At 57.4% G+C, this 18,671-nt stretch carries 22 protein-coding genes; 15 read left to right on the forward strand and 7 right to left on the reverse strand.

The features are described 5' to 3' along the window. The first annotated feature begins 61 nt into the window (after positions 1-61). The 14 genes from alr to KO498_RS12425 all read left to right on the forward strand — a co-directional run bounded on the left by alr (position 62) and on the right by KO498_RS12425 (position 12,376). Positions 62-1,099 (forward strand): alanine racemase, encoded by a 1,038-nt coding sequence (alr, locus tag KO498_RS12360; protein WP_215960190.1) that lies wholly within the window; start codon positions 62-64, stop codon positions 1,097-1,099. Further along, positions 1,100-1,885 carry an MlaE family ABC transporter permease gene (locus tag KO498_RS12365; protein ID WP_215960191.1) on the forward strand — a complete coding sequence of 262 codons (786 nt, stop codon included), beginning with the start codon at positions 1,100-1,102 and terminating at the stop codon, positions 1,883-1,885. 202 nt (positions 1,886-2,087) lie between these two features. Continuing rightward, entirely contained in the window at positions 2,088-2,834 is a 747-nt protein-coding gene (locus tag KO498_RS12370; protein WP_215960192.1) for an ABC transporter ATP-binding protein, read from the forward strand. A 51-nt stretch (positions 2,835-2,885) separates the two neighbouring features. Then, positions 2,886-3,248: a hypothetical protein gene (locus KO498_RS12375; RefSeq protein WP_215960193.1), complete on the forward strand. Its 363-nt coding sequence runs from the start codon at positions 2,886-2,888 to the stop codon at positions 3,246-3,248. Positions 3,249-3,475: 227 nt separating this feature from the next. Continuing rightward, complete coding sequence (locus KO498_RS12380; RefSeq protein WP_215960194.1) at positions 3,476-3,940, forward strand: paraquat-inducible protein A; 465 nt, start codon at positions 3,476-3,478, stop codon at positions 3,938-3,940. 127 nt (positions 3,941-4,067) lie between these two features. Beyond that, positions 4,068-4,838 carry a DNA repair protein gene (locus KO498_RS12385; protein WP_215960195.1) on the forward strand — a complete coding sequence of 257 codons (771 nt, stop codon included), beginning with the start codon at positions 4,068-4,070 and terminating at the stop codon, positions 4,836-4,838. A gap of 63 nt (positions 4,839-4,901) precedes the next feature. After that, positions 4,902-6,266, forward strand: coding sequence for a DNA repair protein RadA (radA, locus tag KO498_RS12390; RefSeq protein WP_215960196.1), 1,365 nt, complete (start codon positions 4,902-4,904; stop codon positions 6,264-6,266). A gap of 20 nt (positions 6,267-6,286) precedes the next feature. Then, a complete protein-coding gene (locus tag KO498_RS12395; protein ID WP_215960197.1) occupies positions 6,287-6,868 on the forward strand; it encodes a CvpA family protein in 582 nt (193 codons plus the stop codon). Positions 6,869-7,015: 147 nt separating this feature from the next. Next, positions 7,016-8,491 carry an amidophosphoribosyltransferase gene (gene purF, locus KO498_RS12400; RefSeq protein ID WP_215960505.1) on the forward strand — a complete coding sequence of 492 codons (1,476 nt, stop codon included), beginning with the start codon at positions 7,016-7,018 and terminating at the stop codon, positions 8,489-8,491. A gap of 129 nt (positions 8,492-8,620) precedes the next feature. Further along, the gene (locus tag KO498_RS12405) at positions 8,621-8,875 is read left to right on the forward strand and encodes a pilus assembly protein PilP (protein WP_215960198.1); all 255 of its coding nucleotides are present in this window, start codon (positions 8,621-8,623) and stop codon (positions 8,873-8,875) included. Between the two features lie 42 nt (positions 8,876-8,917). Beyond that, the gene (locus KO498_RS12410) at positions 8,918-9,559 is read left to right on the forward strand and encodes an SDR family NAD(P)-dependent oxidoreductase (protein WP_215960199.1); all 642 of its coding nucleotides are present in this window, start codon (positions 8,918-8,920) and stop codon (positions 9,557-9,559) included. A gap of 103 nt (positions 9,560-9,662) precedes the next feature. After that, positions 9,663-10,442, forward strand: a complete 780-nt coding sequence (surE, locus tag KO498_RS12415; protein WP_215960200.1) for a 5'/3'-nucleotidase SurE — start codon at positions 9,663-9,665, stop codon at positions 10,440-10,442. Continuing rightward, positions 10,442-11,107, forward strand: coding sequence for a protein-L-isoaspartate(D-aspartate) O-methyltransferase (locus KO498_RS12420; protein WP_215960506.1), 666 nt, complete (start codon positions 10,442-10,444; stop codon positions 11,105-11,107). The genes surE and KO498_RS12420 overlap by 1 nt, the downstream gene beginning before the upstream one ends. Positions 11,108-11,176: 69 nt before the next feature. Beyond that, positions 11,177-12,376 carry a LysM peptidoglycan-binding domain-containing M23 family metallopeptidase gene (locus tag KO498_RS12425; RefSeq protein ID WP_215960201.1) on the forward strand — a complete coding sequence of 400 codons (1,200 nt, stop codon included), beginning with the start codon at positions 11,177-11,179 and terminating at the stop codon, positions 12,374-12,376. Between the two features lie 141 nt (positions 12,377-12,517). Here the strand turns inward: KO498_RS12425 and KO498_RS12430 are convergent, their stop codons facing one another. Genes KO498_RS12430 through KO498_RS12445 form a run of 4 tightly spaced genes read right to left on the reverse strand, consistent with a single transcriptional unit; the run spans position 12,518 to position 15,125 of the window. Continuing rightward, positions 12,518-13,366 (reverse strand): ATP-binding protein, encoded by an 849-nt coding sequence (locus KO498_RS12430; RefSeq protein ID WP_215960202.1) that lies wholly within the window; start codon positions 13,364-13,366, stop codon positions 12,518-12,520. Further along, positions 13,366-14,313, reverse strand: coding sequence for a twin-arginine translocase subunit TatC (gene tatC, locus KO498_RS12435; protein WP_215960203.1), 948 nt, complete (start codon positions 14,311-14,313; stop codon positions 13,366-13,368). The genes KO498_RS12430 and tatC overlap by 1 nt, the downstream gene beginning before the upstream one ends. Further along, entirely contained in the window at positions 14,310-14,903 is a 594-nt protein-coding gene (gene tatB, locus KO498_RS12440; protein WP_215960204.1) for a Sec-independent protein translocase protein TatB, read from the reverse strand. Before tatB ends, tatC begins: the two co-directional genes overlap by 4 nt. 6 nt (positions 14,904-14,909) lie before the next feature. Beyond that, complete coding sequence (locus KO498_RS12445) at positions 14,910-15,125, reverse strand: twin-arginine translocase TatA/TatE family subunit (protein ID WP_215960205.1); 216 nt, start codon at positions 15,123-15,125, stop codon at positions 14,910-14,912. A gap of 197 nt (positions 15,126-15,322) precedes the next feature. Between KO498_RS12445 and KO498_RS12450 the strand changes: the two genes are divergently transcribed. Then, positions 15,323-16,618: an MFS transporter gene (locus KO498_RS12450; protein WP_215960206.1), complete on the forward strand. Its 1,296-nt coding sequence runs from the start codon at positions 15,323-15,325 to the stop codon at positions 16,616-16,618. Here the strand turns inward: KO498_RS12450 and KO498_RS12455 are convergent. The 3 genes from KO498_RS12455 to KO498_RS12465 are packed head-to-tail and all read right to left on the reverse strand — an operon-like array spanning position 16,615 to position 18,585. Further along, positions 16,615-17,403, reverse strand: a complete 789-nt coding sequence (locus KO498_RS12455) for a squalene/phytoene synthase family protein (protein WP_354667659.1) — start codon at positions 17,401-17,403, stop codon at positions 16,615-16,617. The genes KO498_RS12450 and KO498_RS12455 overlap by 4 nt on opposite strands. After that, positions 17,393-18,379, reverse strand: coding sequence for an alpha/beta hydrolase (locus tag KO498_RS12460; RefSeq protein WP_215960207.1), 987 nt, complete (start codon positions 18,377-18,379; stop codon positions 17,393-17,395). The genes KO498_RS12455 and KO498_RS12460 overlap by 11 nt, the downstream gene beginning before the upstream one ends. Further along, complete coding sequence (locus tag KO498_RS12465; protein WP_215960208.1) at positions 18,376-18,585, reverse strand: helix-turn-helix transcriptional regulator; 210 nt, start codon at positions 18,583-18,585, stop codon at positions 18,376-18,378. The genes KO498_RS12460 and KO498_RS12465 overlap by 4 nt, the downstream gene beginning before the upstream one ends. Between the last annotated feature and the right edge of the window lie 86 nt (positions 18,586-18,671).

The following is an 18,671-nucleotide window of genomic DNA, read 5'->3' on the forward strand; positions in this document are numbered from 1 at the left end:
CCTTTGGCTGAATGTTGCGTATTCCCCTTGACGGCACGCGCCCCTCTGCGGACAAGACCTCATGGTCAATTCAATACTCACAGTCGATCTTGATGCGCTGGTTCGCAACTACCGCGCCTTGCAAGAACTTAGCAGCAACGAAACCGGCGCCGTGGTTAAGGCCGACGGATACGGTTTAGGCCTTGGGCGTGTGGCCCGCAGCCTTGCCAAAGCGGGCGCGCGGCAGTTTTTTGTTGCCACGGCCAGCGAGGGCGCCGAGCTGCGCCGCGAGCTGGGTGATGGCCCCTCAATCAGCCTTTTCGCCGGTCACATGGCTGGCGACAGCGACATGATCAATGATCTCTCGCTCACGCCGATGATCAACTCCATCGAGCAGTTGCAGCGGCACTTGCAAGCCCTGCCCAAAGCGCCGTTTGGCGTGCAGCTAGACACAGGGATGAACCGCCTCGGCATGGAGCCCGCTGAATGGTCGGCGCTGCGCGACATCGTCTTGCCGCAGAACCCGACACTGCTGATGAGTCACCTCGCCTGCGCCGACGCGCCCGACCATGCGATGAACGCTCAGCAACTGCAGTCCTTTCGCGAAATGACCGACGACACAGGTATCCCCCGATCGCTTTCGGCAACCGGCGGCATCTTGCTTGGCGCCGACTATCATTTTGACGTCACCCGCCCCGGCATCGGCCTCTATGGCGGTCTTCCCTATGCTGACGCGCTGCCTGTCGCCTACCTCGAGCTGCCGGTGATACAGGTGCGCGAGGTGGCCGAAAGAGAAAGTGTCGGCTATGGCAATGCCTATATTGCCGAGCAACCGCGCCGTGTTGCCACACTTTCGGCAGGCTACGCCGACGGGCTTATCCGCGCCATGTCAGGTAAAGCCCGCACCTTCTACGGGCAGACAGAATGCCCCGTGCTTGGCCGCGTCTCGATGGACAGCATCAGCGTCGACATCACCCGCCTTTCCGACACGCCCGCCTCGCTCACCCTTTTGGGCCGCCAGCAATCCGTTGATACCCTCGCGGACGCAGCCGGCACCATCGGCTATGAAATTCTCACATCCCTCGGGGCGCGCTACACGCGGCGCTATTCAGGCGGTTAAATGGCCACAGTTCTTACCCCCCTCGCCGCAATCGGCGCTACCGTGCTTGGCCTGCTCGCCGCAGTTGGCCGCGTCGCTCTCTTCGCCTTAGAGACGGTTACACACCTCTTTCGCCCGCCGTTTTATGGCCGCGAGTTTCTCTCGGCGTTGGTGCAAATCGGCTGGCTTTCGCTTCCGGTTGTCGGCCTCACAGCCTTGTTCACCGGTGGCGCTCTGGCCTTGCAAATCTACTCCGGAGGTGCGCGCTTCAACGCCGAGGAGGTCGTGCCCTCCATCGTCGCCATCGGCATGGTGCGCGAGCTCGGCCCTGTGCTTGGTGGCCTCATGGTGGCCGCGCGTGTGACAAGCTCGATCGCCGCCGAAATTGGCACTATGAAAGTCACCGAGCAGATCGACGCCCTGGTGACGCTCTCCACCCATCCGATGAAATACCTCACCCTGCCCCGCGTGCTTGCCGCAACGCTTTCGGTGCCCGTGCTCGTGGCTGTTGGCGACGCTATCGGCATCTTCGGCGGCTACATCATCGGCGTGACAAGGCTTGGCTTTAACGAAGCCGCCTACCTCAAAAACACCGTCGACTTCCTGCAAATGTGGGACATCACCTCAGGCCTGCTCAAAGGCGCGGCCTTTGGCTTCATCGTCGCCACGATGGGCTGCTACTATGGCATGAACTCGGGCCGCGGAGCCCAGGGCGTTGGCCGCGCTACAAAATCCGCTGTCGTCGCCGCCAGCGTCATGATCCTCGCCGCCAACTACCTGCTGACAGAGTTGTTTTTCACGTCATGAGATCGCAAGCACCTACCCGCACGGAATCAAGGCCGCAGGCCGCCGTGCATCGCAGACGCGCCCTCACGCGGCGGCGATTGGCCACTGTCATCACACGACAGAAAGTTTACACAGGTTCTGCGACCATAAACTGCCAAACACCCAACTTGCATCGCCCCCACGCGCGCCTGCAATACACGGCTTACACTTCAAGGGTTGCACCATGATCACCCTCACAAACGTTCACAAATCCTTCGGCCCCAAGCATGTCCTGCAAGGCGTTGACCTGACCATCGACAAAGGCACCTCAATGGTCATCATCGGCGGCTCGGGCACTGGCAAGTCGGTTATGCTCAAGTCTGTTCTCGGTCTCGTCACCCCTGACAGCGGCGAAATCACCGTTGGCGGCAACAATGTGCAATCCGGCGATCGCGACGCATTCCTCGCCCGTTTCGGGATGCTCTTCCAAGGCGGCGCACTGTTTGACAGCTTGCCTGTCTGGCAAAACGTCAGCTTCCGCCTGCTGCGCGGCGCGCTCAAACGCCCGCACAAGGAAGCCCGCGAGATCGCCATTGAAAAGCTCCGCCGCGTCGGCCTTACCCCCGAAACCGCCGATCTCTACCCCTCCGAGCTCTCCGGAGGCATGCAAAAGCGCGTCGGCCTCGCCCGCGCTATTGCGGCGGAACCCGAGATCATCTTCTTTGACGAGCCAACCACTGGCCTTGATCCGATCATGTCCGGTGTCATCAACGAGCTGATCCGTGAGATCGTCGTGGAAATGGGCGCCACCGCGATGACCATCACCCACGACATGTCATCTGTGAGGGCCATCGCCGACAACATCGCTATGCTCCATGACGGCGTGATCAAATGGACAGGGCCCGTCAAAGACATGGACGACAGCAAAGATCCCTACCTTGAGCAGTTCATCCATGGCCGCGCCGAAGGCCCGATCGAAGCCGTGCGCTAGATGTGCGGCGGTGGCGATGATCCTTTTCCAACAATTGTTGAGGCAACCGGCATGCGCGTAAATGATCTCCTCGAACTTACGTTTCTCAGTGCTGCTCCGCTTGGCATTGCTGTTTCGCTGGCAGCGGGTGTCATAATCTTTCGTGGCCCGGCGCGACTGCTCAGCATCGCCGCACTGCTCACCGGCGCATTGGGGCTGGTTGTGGCTTTGGACATCCTGCCTCTCAATTATCGACAGGCCCACATCAGCCGAAACTCCGACCTCGCTGCGCTGCTCTTTCTTCTGTCTTTGGTTTTGTTCTACTGGCGCGTCACTTATCATCCAAATCCGAGAAAATGGATCACGCTCCCTGCGACAATCGGCATTTGCATCAGCTTGTTTTGCACCCTGTTTCTGACATTTGACATTATCTAAACCTTACAACAACGCGCGCACCGTTAAGCCGCCCCAACCGCTAAAACTGTCTGCACTGGTATATGCACTGCGGTATGCACTGAAATATGCACGCAGCTCACAGCCCCCTTCAGAGCCGTTAACACTTAGGGTGAAACTCGCAAATTTTCTCCCCACAAGCACCCATTGCCGCAAGCGAACCCCGCACTTAGCTGTTAAACAGCGACAAACTGATCGGAGACACCGACGTGCAAAATATCCTACGCCTCGCCAACCTCGCCTTGCTGGTTCTGTTCCCCATCGCCTGGTTTGCGCCGTTGATGAAAGCCGGCCTTTTGCCGCTGTTCAGCCTCAAGGAAATCTCGGTGATCACCGGCCTGCAATCCCTCTGGGGGAGCGACGTTTTCCTCGCGCTTGCAGTCACGTTCTTTGCACTTTTTGCGCCGTATATCAAAACCTTGGGCCTCGCACTTGTGCAGTTTGATCTGCTCAAGCCAAGCACCCTCCCGGTGCTCTCGATACTGGGCAAACTGGCGATGGCCGATATCTTCCTGATCGCGCTCTACATCACATTGGCAAAAGGCATCGGCGTGGGCCGTCTAGAAACAGCTTGGGGCCTCTATCTCTTCACAGCCTGCATCATATCATCACTGGTGATCTCGATGCTGACGAAACAGTCAGAGACAAAAATCGCATCTGTTTCTGATTCGTGAACAATCATCGGCTTCAACAGTCTATTTCTCATCTACGACGCTATTTCGCATCTTTTCCCCTGCCATTTACCTCAAATATAGGCATAATCTTGCCTATATCCTGCTATTTGGTTTCTGGGGGGAAATCATGAAGACCTTTTTGCACGCATTGCGCGTCATATCATTTCTCTTTCATCGCCTCGCTTTTGCGCTCGTGGTGCTTGCTGCTCTGGCGGCCGTAACAGCGACAGTTCTGGCGCTTCTCGGGCTGCTTCCATGGCTTGAGCTTTCGCTCGCCTTTGGCGGCGAACCCCTCGTAAACGCTGGGGTTTGGGTGCAATCAGGCGTCACGGCCTTGCTGCTGATGCTGGCGTTTTTCGTGCCCTCGACAAAACGCATCCTGACGCTTGAAAACTCGCATCGTTCCTTCCAGCTCGGAATGCATGATGTGGCCCGTGCCTATCACTATGCCCATGCAGCCGACCGCGCCGATGCTTTCCAGCTCTCAAGCGAGTTTGATTCGGTTCGCGAGCGTCTCGTCTACTTACGCCAGCACCCTGATCTCGGCTCTTTGGAGCCGGACGTGCTCGAAGCCGCCGCCCAGATGAGCCATATCTCGAAAGAACTCTCCGACACCTACTCTGATGAGGCCTTGGCCCGTGCACGCGATTTCCTGCGGCAGCGTCAGAGCGAGGTCGAGCGCTTCAACTCGCGGCTTGATCAAGCGAAGGTTGTTGCCACCGAGCTTAAGCACTGGCTGCACGAAGTCGAGTTGGAAGAAAGCGTAGCCGCATCACAGCTAGAGCGCCTGCGCGACGAGCTGCGTGAGGTCCTGCCCGAGCTTGGAACACAGATTGTTCTCGAGGCACAGGTTGAAGCCGAAGAGAACATTGCCCGCCTACCCCGCGCGGCCGAGTAACTTTTAGTGAAAAAAATGCGGCTAGTGTTTGACGATGCCCCGACTCTCAGGCATCAAAAATAAATGGCAAAAAAACTCAATTACGTCTGCAATGCATGCGGTGCAAGCACCACAAAATGGGCCGGACAATGCGATTCGTGCGGTGAATGGAACACCATCAGCGAAGAAAAGCCGCTAACGTCCTCGTCATCGTCCAAGGCTATTGGGGCAAAACGTGGTGGGCGTGTCGCTCTCACGGCGCTCGATACGCACGAGACACCGCCGCCGCGCACCCGCAGTCTGATGGACGAACTTGACCGCGTTTTGGGCGGCGGCCTTGTGCCTTCATCCGCGATCCTTGTCGGCGGTGACCCGGGCATTGGCAAGTCCACTTTGTTATTGCAAGCCGCTGCAATGTTTTCATCTAATGGTTTGAAAACAATATATATTTCTGGCGAAGAAGCTGCTGCTCAAGTTCGGATGCGCGCGCAACGACTGGGCCTGAAAGACGCACCGGTGCAGCTCGGCGCCGAGACAAACCTGCGCGATATTCTCACCACGCTGGAAGAAGAAAAACCGCAGCTCGCCATCATCGATTCCATCCAGACGATGTGGGTTGATACCGTCGATTCCGCTCCTGGCTCCGTCTCGCAAGTGCGCGCCGCAGCACATGAACTCACCAGCTTTGCCAAGCGCAAAGGCATTTCGGTGATCCTTGTTGGTCATGTCACAAAAGACGGCCAGATCGCCGGTCCGCGCGTGGTTGAACACATGGTTGATACAGTGCTCTATTTTGAGGGCGAACGCGGGCATCAGTTCCGCATTTTGCGCGCCGTCAAAAACCGTTTTGGGCCCGCCGACGAGATCGGTGTGTTCGAGATGACAGGCGGCGGATTGCAAGAAGTTCGCAACCCTTCAGCCCTGTTCCTGAGCGAGCGCGGCACGCCCTCGCCCGGTTCTGTGGTATTTTCGGGCATCGAAGGCACGCGGCCAGTTCTGGTTGAATTTCAAGCGCTTGTGTCCCCAAGCCCGCACAGTCAGGCCCGCCGGACAGTCGTTGGATGGGACAGTTCACGCCTTGCAATGATCCTGGCTGTGTTGGAAGCGCGCGTTGGCATTCCCTTTGCCGGGCTGGATGTATACCTCAACGTTGCTGGCGGCCTTAAGGTTTCCGAGCCCGCCGCTGACCTCGCCGTCGCCGCTGCGCTGCTCTCTGCCCGTGAAGACGCCGCCTTGCCCGAAGGCGCGATCGTTTTTGGCGAATTGAGCCTCTCAGGGGCACTCAGAAACGTCAGCCAGACAGAAAACCGGTTGAAAGAAGCACAAAAGCTTGGTTTCACGACCGCAATTATGCCAAAGGGTGAGAAGACCCCGAAAGTGGCAGGTATCGGAACCCGAGGGTTTGATGATCTGACAGGTTTCGTCGGCGAGATTTTCGGTGCAGGTTAGCGCCACAAAGGAGCGACAAGATGGATGGATTTACAATAGTTGACGGTGTCGTCGCACTGATCGTTGTGGTCTCGGCCTTGCTGGCTTACTCACGCGGACTTGTGCGCGAAGGCCTTGCGATTGCTGGCTGGATACTGGCGGCGATTATGGCCTTTATCTTCGCCCCTCAACTTGAGCCATTGGTCAAGGAAGTCCCGGTTGTCGGCGGGTTTATCTCTGACAGTTGCGAGCTGTCTATGATCGCGGCCGCCGCAGCTATCTTTGCCATTGTGCTGGTCATTGCGTCATTGTTTACGCCGTTGTTTTCCTCGCTTATCCAGCGCTCGGCCCTTGGCGGGCTTGACCAAGCCCTCGGCTTTTTGTTCGGCGTTGCGCGTGGTGTGTTGCTGGTCGCAATCGCTTTCTTCGTTTATGAAACTGTGATCACCTCACAAAACATCACCGCCATCGACGACAGCCGCTCAGCGCGGGTTTTCGGCCGCATGACTGGCCGCATCGAACAACGTGACCCCGAGCAAGCGCTCGGCTGGATTACCCAGCAATATGAAGAGCTTGTCAGCGGATGTTCAGCCCCTGCGGACGAAGTCGAAGCAACAGAGTAACGCGGGCGACCAAAAGCTCACAGGCACAAACCACAAACACAAGTTACAAGTTTTGTGATCGTTTCGTGACATCGTGCTGCCGCCCCCGTATGAAGAGCCTAACGTTGATCTCAAGATTCGGAGCTGCCCGCTGTGACGAAATCGCCGATGTCCCTTGCTGACGCCCCAAAGTTCTACGCTCATCCGTTTGACGACAACAAACTCAAAGAAGAGTGCGGCATATTTGGCGTCACAGGCGTCACCGATGCCGCAAACTTTGTTGCACTCGGGTTGCATGCCCTCCAACACCGAGGGCAAGAGGCAGGCGGCATCGTCAGCCACGATCCGGAAGATGGCTTCAACTCCGCCCGCCGCTTTGGCTATGTGCGTGACAATTTCACCAAGCAATCTTTGATGGAAACCCTCCCTGGCCCACTGGCGATCGGCCATGTGCGCTATTCAACCGCTGGCTCCAAAGGTGCTGCGATCCGCGATGTGCAGCCTTTCTTTGGCGAGTTCTCGATGGGCGGCGCAGCGGTTGCCCACAACGGCAATATCACCAACGCCGAAGCCCTGCGCCGTGAGCTCACCGAGCGTGGCAGCATCTTTTCAAGTTCGTCAGACAGCGAGTGCATCATTCACCTGATGGCCCGAAGCCTGCAACGTAACATCCCCGAGCGCATGGAAGACGCTCTGCGACGCGTTGAAGGTGCGTTCTCGATCGTTGCCATGACCCGCACCAAGCTGATCGGCGTGCGTGATGCGCTCGGCGTGCGTCCGCTTGTGCTTGGCAAGCTAGGCGATGGCTACGCTCTCAGCTCAGAAACCTGCGCACTTGATATCATCGGTGCAGAGTATGTCCGCGAGATCGAACCCGGCGAGATGGTTGTCATCACGGGTGACGAGATCGAAAGCAGCTACCCTTTCCGCAAGCAGTCACCGCGTTTCTGCATTTTTGAGCATGTCTATTTCTCGCGCCCTGACAGCATCATCGGCGGTCAATCCGTCTATGAAACCCGCCGTCAGATCGGGGTTGAGCTGGCCCGCGAGGCCCCTGTCGACGCTGACTTGGTCTGCCCTGTGCCTGACTCCGGCACGCCTGCCGCGATCGGGTTTTCACAGGAAAGCGGCATCCCCTACGCGATGGGCATCATCCGCAATCAATACATGGGCCGCACGTTTATTGAGCCAACAGAGCAGATCCGCAACATGGGTGTGCGCCTCAAGCTCAACGTCAACCGTGCTCTGATCAAGGGCAAACGGGTGATCCTCGTTGACGACAGCGTTGTGCGCGGCACCACTTCGCGCAAGATCAAAGAGATGATCCTCGACGCAGGGGCCGCCGAAGTTCACTTCCGAATAGCCTCTCCACCCACGGCATGGCCTTGTTTTTACGGGGTCGACACGCCACAGCGCGAAAAGCTTTTGGCCGCGACCATGACTGAGGAAGAGATGCGCGAGCACCTGAATGTTGACAGCCTCAAGTTCATCTCGCTCGACGGTCTTTACCGCGCGGTGGGCGAGGCCAAGGGCCGCAAAGCCAGCTGCCCGCAATATTGCGATGCCTGCTTTAGCGGCGAGTACCCTGTCACACCAGCCGACATGATCGAAAAAGGTTTTGTGCTGAAAACAGCGGCTGAATAGGCGGATTACCACACAAACAGGCGCGGATCGGCTGTTTTCTGCTGCATTGCAGCATTCTCGCGCTCCGGCTCTTTCTCTCCTTGTCACTTGCCCCTAAGTGCCTCTCTTGCACCTGCAAAGAGACACACCATGACGCCCGACATAAACGAAGAAACAGCCCAAGCAGCAACTCAAAAAGACCAACTCGCACTTGGTAGCCTGCGTTTGCTTGGCGTCGTGATCCGCCCGAGCGAGTCCGAGGCCCTGCTGCGCGCTCCTGATGGACGCACGCTCATGGTCAAATCCGGTGAAGACACGCCGTTCGGGCGTGTTCAAGCGGTTGGTGACGACTTTGTGCTCGTCGACACTGGCGTCAAAACCCGCCGTCTTTCGCTGCCTGCTTAAGGCCCTGTTGCCAAGCCTCAAGCGCTGATCTAAACCAAGCCCATGACAAAGATAGCTCTCATCACCGGTGCCTCTCGCGGGCTGGGCGCAGGCCTTGCCGAAGCCCTTTCCAAGACACATCATATCGTCGCGGTCGGGCGCACCACAGGCGCGCTGGAAGAACTGGATGACCGTATCCAAGCTGCCGGAGGCCAAGCCACATTGGCGCCAATGGACATTATCAACCCCGATGCCATGGCGCAGCTCTGCCGCTCGATCTATGATCGTTGGAGCACAGTTGATGTCTGGGCGCATACCGCTGTGCACGCTGCCCCCCTGTCACCTGCCGATCATATCGACGCCAAAGACTGGGGTAAATCGGTTGATATCAACATCGCCGCCACAGGCCGGTTGATCAGCTATATCGCCCCGCTCCTCACTTCCGAGAGCCACGCGCTGTTTTTTGAAGACGACCACCCCGCCGAAAAGTTCTTTGGTGCGTATGGCGCAACCAAATCTGCGCAATCCGCCCTCGTGCGAAGCTGGGCCGCTGAGACCGCCAAGATCGGCCCCAACGTGCACCTGCTCAAGCCTGCTCCGATGGCCACAGCCCTGCGCGCACGTTTCTTCCCCGGCGAAGACCGCGATTTGCTTGCCAAACCCCGCAATGAGGCTATGCGCCTGCTGGCAGCGCTCGACCTCTGAGAAACTGTCGCATAAACGACTCTATCTGAGGCGCGTCTGCATGCGCCTTCTTGCCCTGTTGGCTAGGCTCTTCTATGCAGGGTTAAACCTACAGGGACAGCTCATGCGCATACTTCTTACCAATGATGACGGCATAAATGCACCGGGGCTCAAGTCTCTTGAAAAAATCGCGTGGGATCTCTGCGGCCCCGACGGAGAAGTCTGGGTTGTGGCACCTGCTTTTGAGCAATCCGGCGTTGGTCACTGCATCAGCTACACACATCCTATGATGATCTCGAAGATGGGCAAACAGCGCTTTGCAGCAGAAGGCAGCCCTGCCGACTGCGTGCTCGCAGGCCTTCACCACGTCATGCCAGAGCGGCCAGACTTGGTGCTTTCTGGGGTTAACCGTGGCAACAACTCTGCTGAAAACACACTTTACTCTGGCACAATCGGCGGTGCGCTTGAGGCAGCCTTGCAAGGCGTTCCTGCAATGGCCTTGTCGCAATACCTCGGCCCGGACAACTACGAGATCGACAACCCCTTTGAGGCCTCCGAAGTCTATGGCGGCGAGCTGATCAAAAAGATACTGCGCGCCGACCCAAAAGAGCAGTCGGGCTATCGGTTGTTTTACAACATCAACTTCCCGCCCGTTCCGGCCAGTGGCGTTCTCGGCACGCGCGTCGCAAAGCAAGGCTTTCGCGAAGGTACCAATTTCTCGGTGGAGCCACATGCCTCTCCCTCGGGGCGCAAGTTTTTGTGGATCAAGGGCGGCAATCAGCGAATCAAAACCGGTGCTGGCACCGACGCACAGCTAAACCTTGATGGCTATATTTCGGTAACGCCCATGCGCGCCGACCTGACAGCCCATGATGCGCTCGACGCGCTCGCAGGCATTGAATGATGACCACTGGCAAGCAGTTTGAGCATGATCTTGCCGAACAGAAAATGCAGTTTCTATTCACCCTGCGCTCAAAAGGCGTCACTGACAAACGCGTGCTCGGCGCAATGGAAAAGATCGACCGCGGGTTGTTTGTGCGCGGCACCTTTGCTGAACGTGCCTATGAGGACACCCCCCTGCCGATCGCATGCGGACAAACGATCAGCCAGCCTTCGGTTGTCGGGCTGATGACTCAAGCTCTGGAAGTTGGGCCGCGCGACAAGGTGCTCGAAGTCGGCACCGGCTCTGGCTATCAAGCCGCCATTTTGAGCCAACTGGCTAGGCGTGTATACACTGTCGAGCGACACCGCCGTCTTGTGCGCACAACGCAGGAACTGTTTGAAAAACTCGACCTGACGAATGTGATTGGTATGGCTTCTGACGGAAGCTACGGGTTGCCCGAGCAAGCACCGTTTGATCGCATCATCGTGACCGCCGCCGCAGAAGATCCGCCCGGCCCACTCTTGGCCCAGCTCAAAGTTGGCGGTATTATGGTGGTGCCGGTCGGGCAGTCGGACGCGGTGCAAAGCCTGATTAAGGTCACACGTCATGAGCATGGCTTTGACTATAACGAGCTTCGCCCTGTGCGATTTGTGCCGTTGCTTGAAGGGCTTGGTAAAGACGCGTAAAGGCTGCTAGGTTGCAGCAATGTATTTGGTTAGAGCTCCGGTCAACAGGAGCCAAACGAGGACTTCGAGATGAAAACAGGTTTTGCCATTCGGCTACTATCGGGCGCTGCGGCGCTGGCGCTTCTAGCTGGCTGCGACGAGCCGCTTGATCTGGACTTGCGCGGCAAGTTTGACAGCGCGTTTGACACATCGGATGCAGCGCGCAACGCCACGGCCAACCGCCCCAAACCCGACAATCGCGGCATCATCTCTTATCCCAACTACCAGGTTGCCGTTGCCCAACGCGGCGATACGCTGGCGACAGTGGCTGCGCGCATCAACTTTGATGCCGTGGAATTGGCGCGCTACAACGGTATGCAAACCAACGACAGCCTGCGCGCTGGTGAGGTGATCGCCCTGCCGCGCCGTGTGGCAGAGCCCTCCCCTGCAACCGGCGCTGTTACGACCGGCCCGATCAAGCCGGCTCCGGTTGATATCAGCACCTTAGCTGGTGATGCGATTGACAGCGCTGACGCCAGCAAACCAGCGACCGCGCCGAAAGGCCAAACCGGTATCGAGCCTATTCGCCACAAAGTCGTGCGGGGAGAAACCGCCTTTACTGTCTCGCGGCTTTACAATGTATCTGTCCGCTCGCTGGCGGACTGGAACGGCCTTGGTTCCGAGTTCACCATCCGTGAGGGACAGTATCTGCTGATCCCGACAGCGCTTTCTGAACCGCCAAAAAGGACACAACAAAAGTCCTCAAGTGACAAGGCCACGACCTTGCCAGGTAACGGTTCGCCCACGCCGGTGCCGCCAAGTGCGGTTAAACCTTTGCCTGCCCCCGAAGCGGCGAAACCTACCGCGTCTGCTGCCAAGTCAGAAGGCGTACCCGCAAAGACGCCCGATTTGAGTGCATCGCAGAGCAAACCTACTAATTCCGGCAAGTTTGCATATCCGGTGCGTGGTAAGATTATTCGGGAGTATTCAAAGGGCAAAAACGAAGGCATCGACATCGCCGCACCGGCTGGCACGGCGATCGGCGCGGCCTCGTCAGGAACTGTGGCCGCGATCACTTCTGATGCCGACCAAGTGCCTATTATTGTTGTAAAACACCCCGATAATCTGCTGACGGTTTACGCCAATGTCGGCACGATCAATGTCAAGAAGGGCGATAAGGTGCGCCGTGGACAGAGCCTTGCCAAGGTGCGCTCGGGTGACAGCGCCTATGTGCATTTCGAAGTGCGTAAGGGTTTCGAGAGCGTCGATCCGATGCCTTACTTGCAATAAAGATTGCGCCGCGCTTCGCGCGTCGCGATAGCTCGGGGCTTCGCCCCTCGCTTCCATTCAAACTAATGTAACGGTAACGACTTCAGCTGCCTGTCTGCGCTTAGAGCGTTGAATGGATATTTTTCCAAGAAAAAGAGCGGCTTAAAGCGAGACACCTGTGCGGCCTGCAAGGTCGGTGACATACTGCCATGCGACACGGCCCGAGCGCGCTCCGCGGGTTGCTTGCCACTCGATGGCCTCGGCGCGCAGGTTGTCTTCGCTGATAGAAATGCCAAAGTGGTCGCAATAGCGGCGAATCATTAGAAGGTATTCATCTTGGTCGCAGGGATGAAACCCAAGCCAAAGGCCAAAACGATCTGACAACGAAACTTTTTCCTCAACTGCCTCCGAAGGATTGATGGCAGAGCCGCGTTCGTTTTCGATCATGTCGCGAGGCATCAGGTGTCTGCGATTTGAAGTGGCGTAGAAAATGACGTTCTCGGGCCGCCCTTCTATCCCCCCGTCCAACACCGCTTTCAGCGATTTGTAGTGTTGGTCATCATGGCTGAAGCTGAGATCATCACAAAACAACAGGAAGCGCTCGGAGCTGGCCCGCAGCAGGTTGAGCAAGCGTGTGACGCTGGGAAGGTCTTCGCGTTGCAGCTCGACCACTTTGAGCGGCAGGCCCTCGGAGATGACTTGCGCGTGCACCGCCTTGACCAGAGAACTTTTGCCCATACCGCGCGCGCCCCAAAGCAAAGCGTTGTTGGCGGGCAAGCCACGGGCGAACTGACGGGTGTTTTCAAGCAACGTGTCGCGTGATCGGTCAACGCCAATAAGCAGTGAAAGATCAATGCGAGACACCTTGGAAACCGGCTGCAAATGGTCAGGTGCTACGTGCCATACAAAGGCATCAGCCGTCCCGAAGTCTGGCGCAGGTTGCGGCGGAGGGCTGATACGTTCAAGCGCCTCGGCAATGCGCTTTCGTGTGGCAAGCGTTTCGAACTCCATCAGCCTTTATCTGCCTCGTCGGCTTCCTCGTCGAATTCTTTCATCAGCGGGTCGTCGAACTCTTCTTCATCATCAAAGTAGCCCTCTTCACGCAACCGGTTGTTACGAACCGTTTCGACGCGGCGCACCAGTAAGATCGAAACTTCGTAAAGGCCGTAAACCACTGTGAACAAGATCAGTTGCGTTACGACATCAGGCGGCGTGACCAATGCTGCGAGCACCAGAATGCCGACCATTGCATACTTGCGAACGGCGCCAAGACCATCAGCGCTGACAAGGCCGGCCTTGCCCATAAGCGTCAGCAACACTGGCAGCTGGAAGCAGAGACCGAACGCCATGATGAACTTGAGCGTAATGTCGAGACTCTCGTTCACCTTACCGAGAAAGGTGATCTCAAGACCTGTTTCGGTGGTTGGCACTGTGGCCACATCCGGAGGTATGTCACCCGCTGCGCCCGCGAGTAGGCTGGCAAAAATCGAGCTAACATCCGCGAAGCCGAGGAAAAAATCCATCGCCAGAGGTGTGACAACGAACTGCGCAAAAGACGCCCCGAGGATGAACATCAACGGTGATGCAAGGATGAAGGGCAGGAAAGCCCCCTGCTCGTTTTTGTAAAGGCCGGGAGCAACAAAGCGCCACATCTGAAAGGCGATGACAGGGAAAGCCAGCGCAAAGCCAAAAACCATCGAAATGCGGAACAGCGTAAACAGGTATTCTTGCGGCGAGGTGAAGATCAGCGTCGGGTTAGGATCACCCATTTCGCGCAGAACCCGCACGATGGGTTCCACCAGAAAATCAAGGATCGGCTCGGCGACGGTGAAGGCAAGGATGATGCCAACAACAAAGGCCAGAACCGAGCGGATAAGCCGCGTGCGCAGCTCGGCGAGATGCTCAATCAAGGGCGCGCTAGAGCTGTCAACCTCGTCTGGCGTGTCGGTCTGGCTCATGCTTTATCTTTCGCAGATGGCTTGGAGGTGCTCTTTTTAGCGGTCGCTTTGGGGGCGGCAGATTTCTTTGCCGCTGTTTTCTTGGCTGCAGGCTTTTTGGCGTTTGTCGCCTTGCTCGCAGGCTTTTTTGCTGTTGTTTTCTTCGCAGCCGTTTTTTTCTTAGGTGCTGCCTTCTTGGCCTCGGCCGCTTCACGGGCGGCATGGGCCTCGCGGACTTCCTTGGCTTGGCGCGCCGCAGCGGCGTTGGCCGTGGCTTCCTGAATTTTCAGCTTATCAAGTTTGCGCTGCTCTGAAAGCTTGCCAGTCTCGCTGTCCGGATCCCATGACTTAAGATCATCAACAGCTTCATTGATACCATCAAGCCCCATCTGCTTCGGATCGCTCATCTTGCGAAGCGAAGCGGCGGTTTCCTTTATACCAGCTTCATCAGCCGCGGCGTTCATAGCCGAGGAAAACTCCCGCGCCATGCCCTTCATGCGGCCAACAAACTCACCCACTTTGCGAAACAAAACAGGCAGATCTTTGGGGCCAACCACAATCAGCGCGACAACGCCGACGACCAGCATCTCGGTCATGCCAAGATCAAACACGGGCGCTTAGGCCTTGTCTTTTTCTTCTGACGGCGTGACGTCTTTTGCATCTTCGGCCATTTGGCTTTCGATCTCTTCAGAGCCGTCCTTGATGCCGCGCTTGAACGAGGTGATGCCTTTTCCGACTTCGCCCATTAGCCCGCTGATCTTGCCACGTCCGAAAAGGACAAGCACGACAATCGCGATCAGAACGAGACCCATTGGGCCGATGTTGTTAAGCATGAATTTTCTCCCATTTGTGAGCGCCACAGGACGCCCGAACATCTGTGTTAACAAACTATCTAAGGGCTAAGGACGTCAGTGAAAAGATGCAAAGACCCATAAAGCCTTGAAATTTGCGTTCAAACAGCAACTTTTGCCACTGCACATGTCGTCGATCCTCTCTTGCGGCCCCCCGACAAAGGGACTAGCCAAGCTTCATGACAGAGACAAACACCCCCTCCGCACCGGCGTCTGACAGCCGCGCCAAGCGCAATGTAATAATCCTTGTGATGGCGCAGGCGTTCCTGGGTAGCCAAATGCCGATGATCTTCACAATCGGCGGTCTGGCCGGTCAGTCATTGGCGTCAAACATCTGTTTCGCGACGCTGCCGATCTCGATGATCGTTCTCGGCTCGATGATCGCAGCGACGCCGCTCAGCGCATTTATGCAAAGCCACGGTCGGCGCGCAGGCTTTATGCTCGGCGCAACTTGCGGCGCTGCCGGTGCGGCGGTGTGCGCCTATGCGCTGACGATCGGCTCGTTTCCGGTGTTTCTGCTCGGCAGTTTGCTGACTGGTGGCTATATGTCGGCGCAGGGTTTTTACCGCTTCGCTGCCTCTGACACCGCCTCGCCTGCCTTCCGCCCGAAAGCGATTTCCTATGTCATGGCTGGTGGCTTGCTCTCAGCTATTATCGGCCCTCAACTTGGCAACTACTCGTCTTTTGCTTACGGTGCAGTGCCTTTTGTCGGCACATATCTCGCGGTCATGGCGCTCAACATCGTTGGCTCGCTGCTGTTTATGTTCCTCGACATTCCAAAGCCGGACGCCCCTGCCGAGGGCGCACCTAAAGGCCGCTCGCGAATTGAGTTGCTCAAAACGCCGGCTATTGCCGTGTCGATCATTGCCGCGATGGTGTCTTATGCATTGATGAACCTAGTGATGACCTCCACACCGCTGGCGGTTGTCGGGTGTGGTGTCGGAGGAGAAACCAGCATTCCCGACTGGCTTATTGCTGTCGTCCCCGAAGGCAGTGCCCGCGAGCGTTTTCAGTTTATTGCGGGATACGTTGTCACAGCGCATGTGCTGGCTATGTATATTCCGAGTTTCTTCACTGGGCACCTGATCGCCCGGTTCGGCACCAGAAAGATCGTCGCAACAGGTTTGATGATCCTTGCTGGCGCGGGCATCGTAGGGCTTGCCGGTGTTACGCTTGAGCATTTCTTTCTGGCGCTGGTGCTGCTTGGCATCGGCTGGAACTTCGGCTTTATCGGCGCGACAACCATGCTTGCTGGCTCCCACAGTGAAAGCGAACGCGGGCGTTTGCAGGGCATGAACGATCTGATCGTCTTCGGCGGCGTCTTCGTGGCGTCACTGGCGTCGGGTGGGCTGATGAACTGCTCGGGCACTTCGGCGCAAGCTGGCTGGACCTCTGTGAACCTCGCGATGGCACCGTTCCTGATGTTGGCAGGTGGCGCGCTTATCTGGCTCGCAATGCGCCCGAAGCAGGACTAAAGCTGTTTTAACATTGCCATGCGCGCGAGACGCAAGCGGGACATTGCTGCGGATTGGCCGAGTGATCCGTTGAGAATACCTTCAGGGTGTTTCGCAGCGAGGGCAAGGACAGGAGCCGCCTTCCAGCCCGAAAGCAACACCTGCTTTGCCTGGTTGGAGGGCTTGGCAGAGCGAAGGGCCTGGAGCTTGTTGAGCCCGCTTTTTGCCAGAGCTTTCAAGGCCGTTACGCTTTCGTCCGGTAAGGGAGCGCGGCCTGCGGCCTTTAGAGTTGGCACAGCCAAAAACCACCCGGCCAGCCCAAAGGCCTGAGCCCCAAGAGCGAGCGGTTCACTGTCAGCGAGCGCGACCTCACCTGCCTGCCTAAGTGCGGTCGCCAGCAGTGGTGTTGATGTGTCGTTAAGATGTTGCCAAAGCGCGGCATCGCTGCTGAACCCGTCAAAGTAAATGTCCCAACGACGTGCCTCGATCATCGTTTGCAGTTGCTGGGCGTCAGCCCGTGTGAGCAGCGCTGCCAGAGGCGTCGTCACCTCATGGCGTCGCACAGGCTTGCCCTCAATGATCTCGCCGAGAGCGTCATGCCACCACTGAAGGCGCATCTCGGCGATCATCGCCTCGCCTGTCACCCAAGGGGCGCGCGCGACTTCGGCGTTGAAGGCATAGAGCGGTAACAGTTTTTCGCGTATGCTTAAGGGCGTGGCCATAAGGGCCCGAAAGCGGTCTGGATCAGCTTTGAACACGATCTCGGCACAAGCAGGCAGGCTGTCGTTTGGATCGTCAAAGCTCACTCAAGTATTCCCGGATAAAAGCAGCGGTGCGCGCATCATCTACGATATCGAGGTGACGAACGCCATCAACAACTTTGTACTGCCCCTTGTCAGTCGCCGCCGTCATCAGGGGCTCATAGCCCTCCGCTCTAAAGGCCTCGTCCTCGCGGCCAACAACGAGCAGGAACTTCGGCAGAAGCGCCACATCGTTGAGGTAGTCACTGCGCGGGGCATATGAGGTGTTAAGCCGCCAACTGTAGGCCGTTGTGGCGTAGCCGCCCTGATCGCTTTCGAGCACTTGCTGAGGCAGGCCAAACTGGATCATCATCAGGTGGTCCAGCGCGTGAATGCCAAGTTTATTGAGCATCGAAAGGCCTATGATGCGGCGCAACAGCACCCGCGTCCAGCCGCCGGAATTGGGCCTAGTCACCGGCGCATCGTGCTTGAGAAACGGCGCAAGCAGCACTGCCCCGTCGATCATTTTGCGATGTTCACCGCCCGCAAAACGCACCACAAGCCCGCCCCCGGAGGAGTGCCCAAGCAAGACAACCTTGCGTTCAGTTTCACCGATCAAATCGGCGATATCGTCCTCAAACTGGCCGATATAGTCGATGTCTCCGCGCCGCTTTGGCGTCAGGCCGTGCCCCCGCAACGTCAGCGCCTTCACTTCGGCAACATCCCGCAGGCCCCAAGCGAGCGCATCAAATTGCCCGCCGTGCCAGCCAGAACCGTGCAGCATGATGACCAGCGGCAGGCGCGCGGCCTCGTTGGTTTTGACATGCGTAAAGCTCAGCTTGGTTCCGTCACGAGCGGCGAATGTCGCGCGTCTGAAATCATCACTGTCAGGCGCCTCAAAATCGCGCGCCATGGTGTTGCTAAAATCAAGCCCTTCACGTTCCGGCATATCTGTCGTGCCTTGCGATACGATCATAGCAATTGCAACCGCGACGTAGCCAATAGCCAAACTTGCCAGTAATTTCATTGCACTATAGATCATTCATCATCTCCTAGATAAAACACATCTTCTACTGGCACACCGAGTTCGGCTGCCAGTTTAAGTGCCAGTAAAGCTGACGGAATAAACACGCGGTTCTCGATGGTGTTTATAGTTTTGCGGCTAACGCCCACGGCTTCGGCGAGTTGTGCTTGCGTGTGTCCCGCCTCTGATCGCAACTCTTTGAGCCGGTTGAAAAGCCTGCTCATCTGCCCGCCCTCTTTCGATAGTTTTTGATGTAACTTGCATGGCGCATCCCCATGTAACCTACAGGTGACATATTGCACCACAAGTG

The sequence above is a fragment of the Lentibacter algarum genome (assembly GCF_018860975.1).
GTDB lineage: Bacteria > Pseudomonadota > Alphaproteobacteria > Rhodobacterales > Rhodobacteraceae > Lentibacter > Lentibacter algarum_A.

Coding starts and splice junctions, on each gene's coding strand:
- alr (WP_215960190.1), top strand. CDS start 62: ATGGTCAATTCAATACTCACAGTCGATCTTGATGCGCTGGTTCGCAAC.
- KO498_RS12365 (WP_215960191.1), top strand. CDS start 1,100: ATGGCCACAGTTCTTACCCCCCTCGCCGCAATCGGCGCTACCGTGCTT.
- KO498_RS12370 (WP_215960192.1), top strand. CDS start 2,088: ATGATCACCCTCACAAACGTTCACAAATCCTTCGGCCCCAAGCATGTC.
- KO498_RS12375 (WP_215960193.1), top strand. CDS start 2,886: ATGCGCGTAAATGATCTCCTCGAACTTACGTTTCTCAGTGCTGCTCCG.
- KO498_RS12385 (WP_215960195.1), top strand. CDS start 4,068: ATGAAGACCTTTTTGCACGCATTGCGCGTCATATCATTTCTCTTTCAT.
- radA (WP_215960196.1), top strand. CDS start 4,902: ATGGCAAAAAAACTCAATTACGTCTGCAATGCATGCGGTGCAAGCACC.
- KO498_RS12395 (WP_215960197.1), top strand. CDS start 6,287: ATGGATGGATTTACAATAGTTGACGGTGTCGTCGCACTGATCGTTGTG.
- purF (WP_215960505.1), top strand. CDS start 7,016: ATGTCCCTTGCTGACGCCCCAAAGTTCTACGCTCATCCGTTTGACGAC.
- KO498_RS12405 (WP_215960198.1), top strand. CDS start 8,621: ATGACGCCCGACATAAACGAAGAAACAGCCCAAGCAGCAACTCAAAAA.
- KO498_RS12410 (WP_215960199.1), top strand. CDS start 8,918: ATGACAAAGATAGCTCTCATCACCGGTGCCTCTCGCGGGCTGGGCGCA.
- surE (WP_215960200.1), top strand. CDS start 9,663: ATGCGCATACTTCTTACCAATGATGACGGCATAAATGCACCGGGGCTC.
- KO498_RS12420 (WP_215960506.1), top strand. CDS start 10,442: ATGACCACTGGCAAGCAGTTTGAGCATGATCTTGCCGAACAGAAAATG.
- KO498_RS12425 (WP_215960201.1), top strand. CDS start 11,177: ATGAAAACAGGTTTTGCCATTCGGCTACTATCGGGCGCTGCGGCGCTG.
- KO498_RS12430 (WP_215960202.1), bottom strand. CDS start 13,366: ATGGAGTTCGAAACGCTTGCCACACGAAAGCGCATTGCCGAGGCGCTT.
- tatC (WP_215960203.1), bottom strand. CDS start 14,313: ATGAGCCAGACCGACACGCCAGACGAGGTTGACAGCTCTAGCGCGCCC.
- KO498_RS12445 (WP_215960205.1), bottom strand. CDS start 15,125: ATGCTTAACAACATCGGCCCAATGGGTCTCGTTCTGATCGCGATTGTC.
- KO498_RS12450 (WP_215960206.1), top strand. CDS start 15,323: ATGACAGAGACAAACACCCCCTCCGCACCGGCGTCTGACAGCCGCGCC.
- KO498_RS12460 (WP_215960207.1), bottom strand. CDS start 18,379: ATGATCTATAGTGCAATGAAATTACTGGCAAGTTTGGCTATTGGCTAC.
- KO498_RS12465 (WP_215960208.1), bottom strand. CDS start 18,585: ATGAGCAGGCTTTTCAACCGGCTCAAAGAGTTGCGATCAGAGGCGGGA.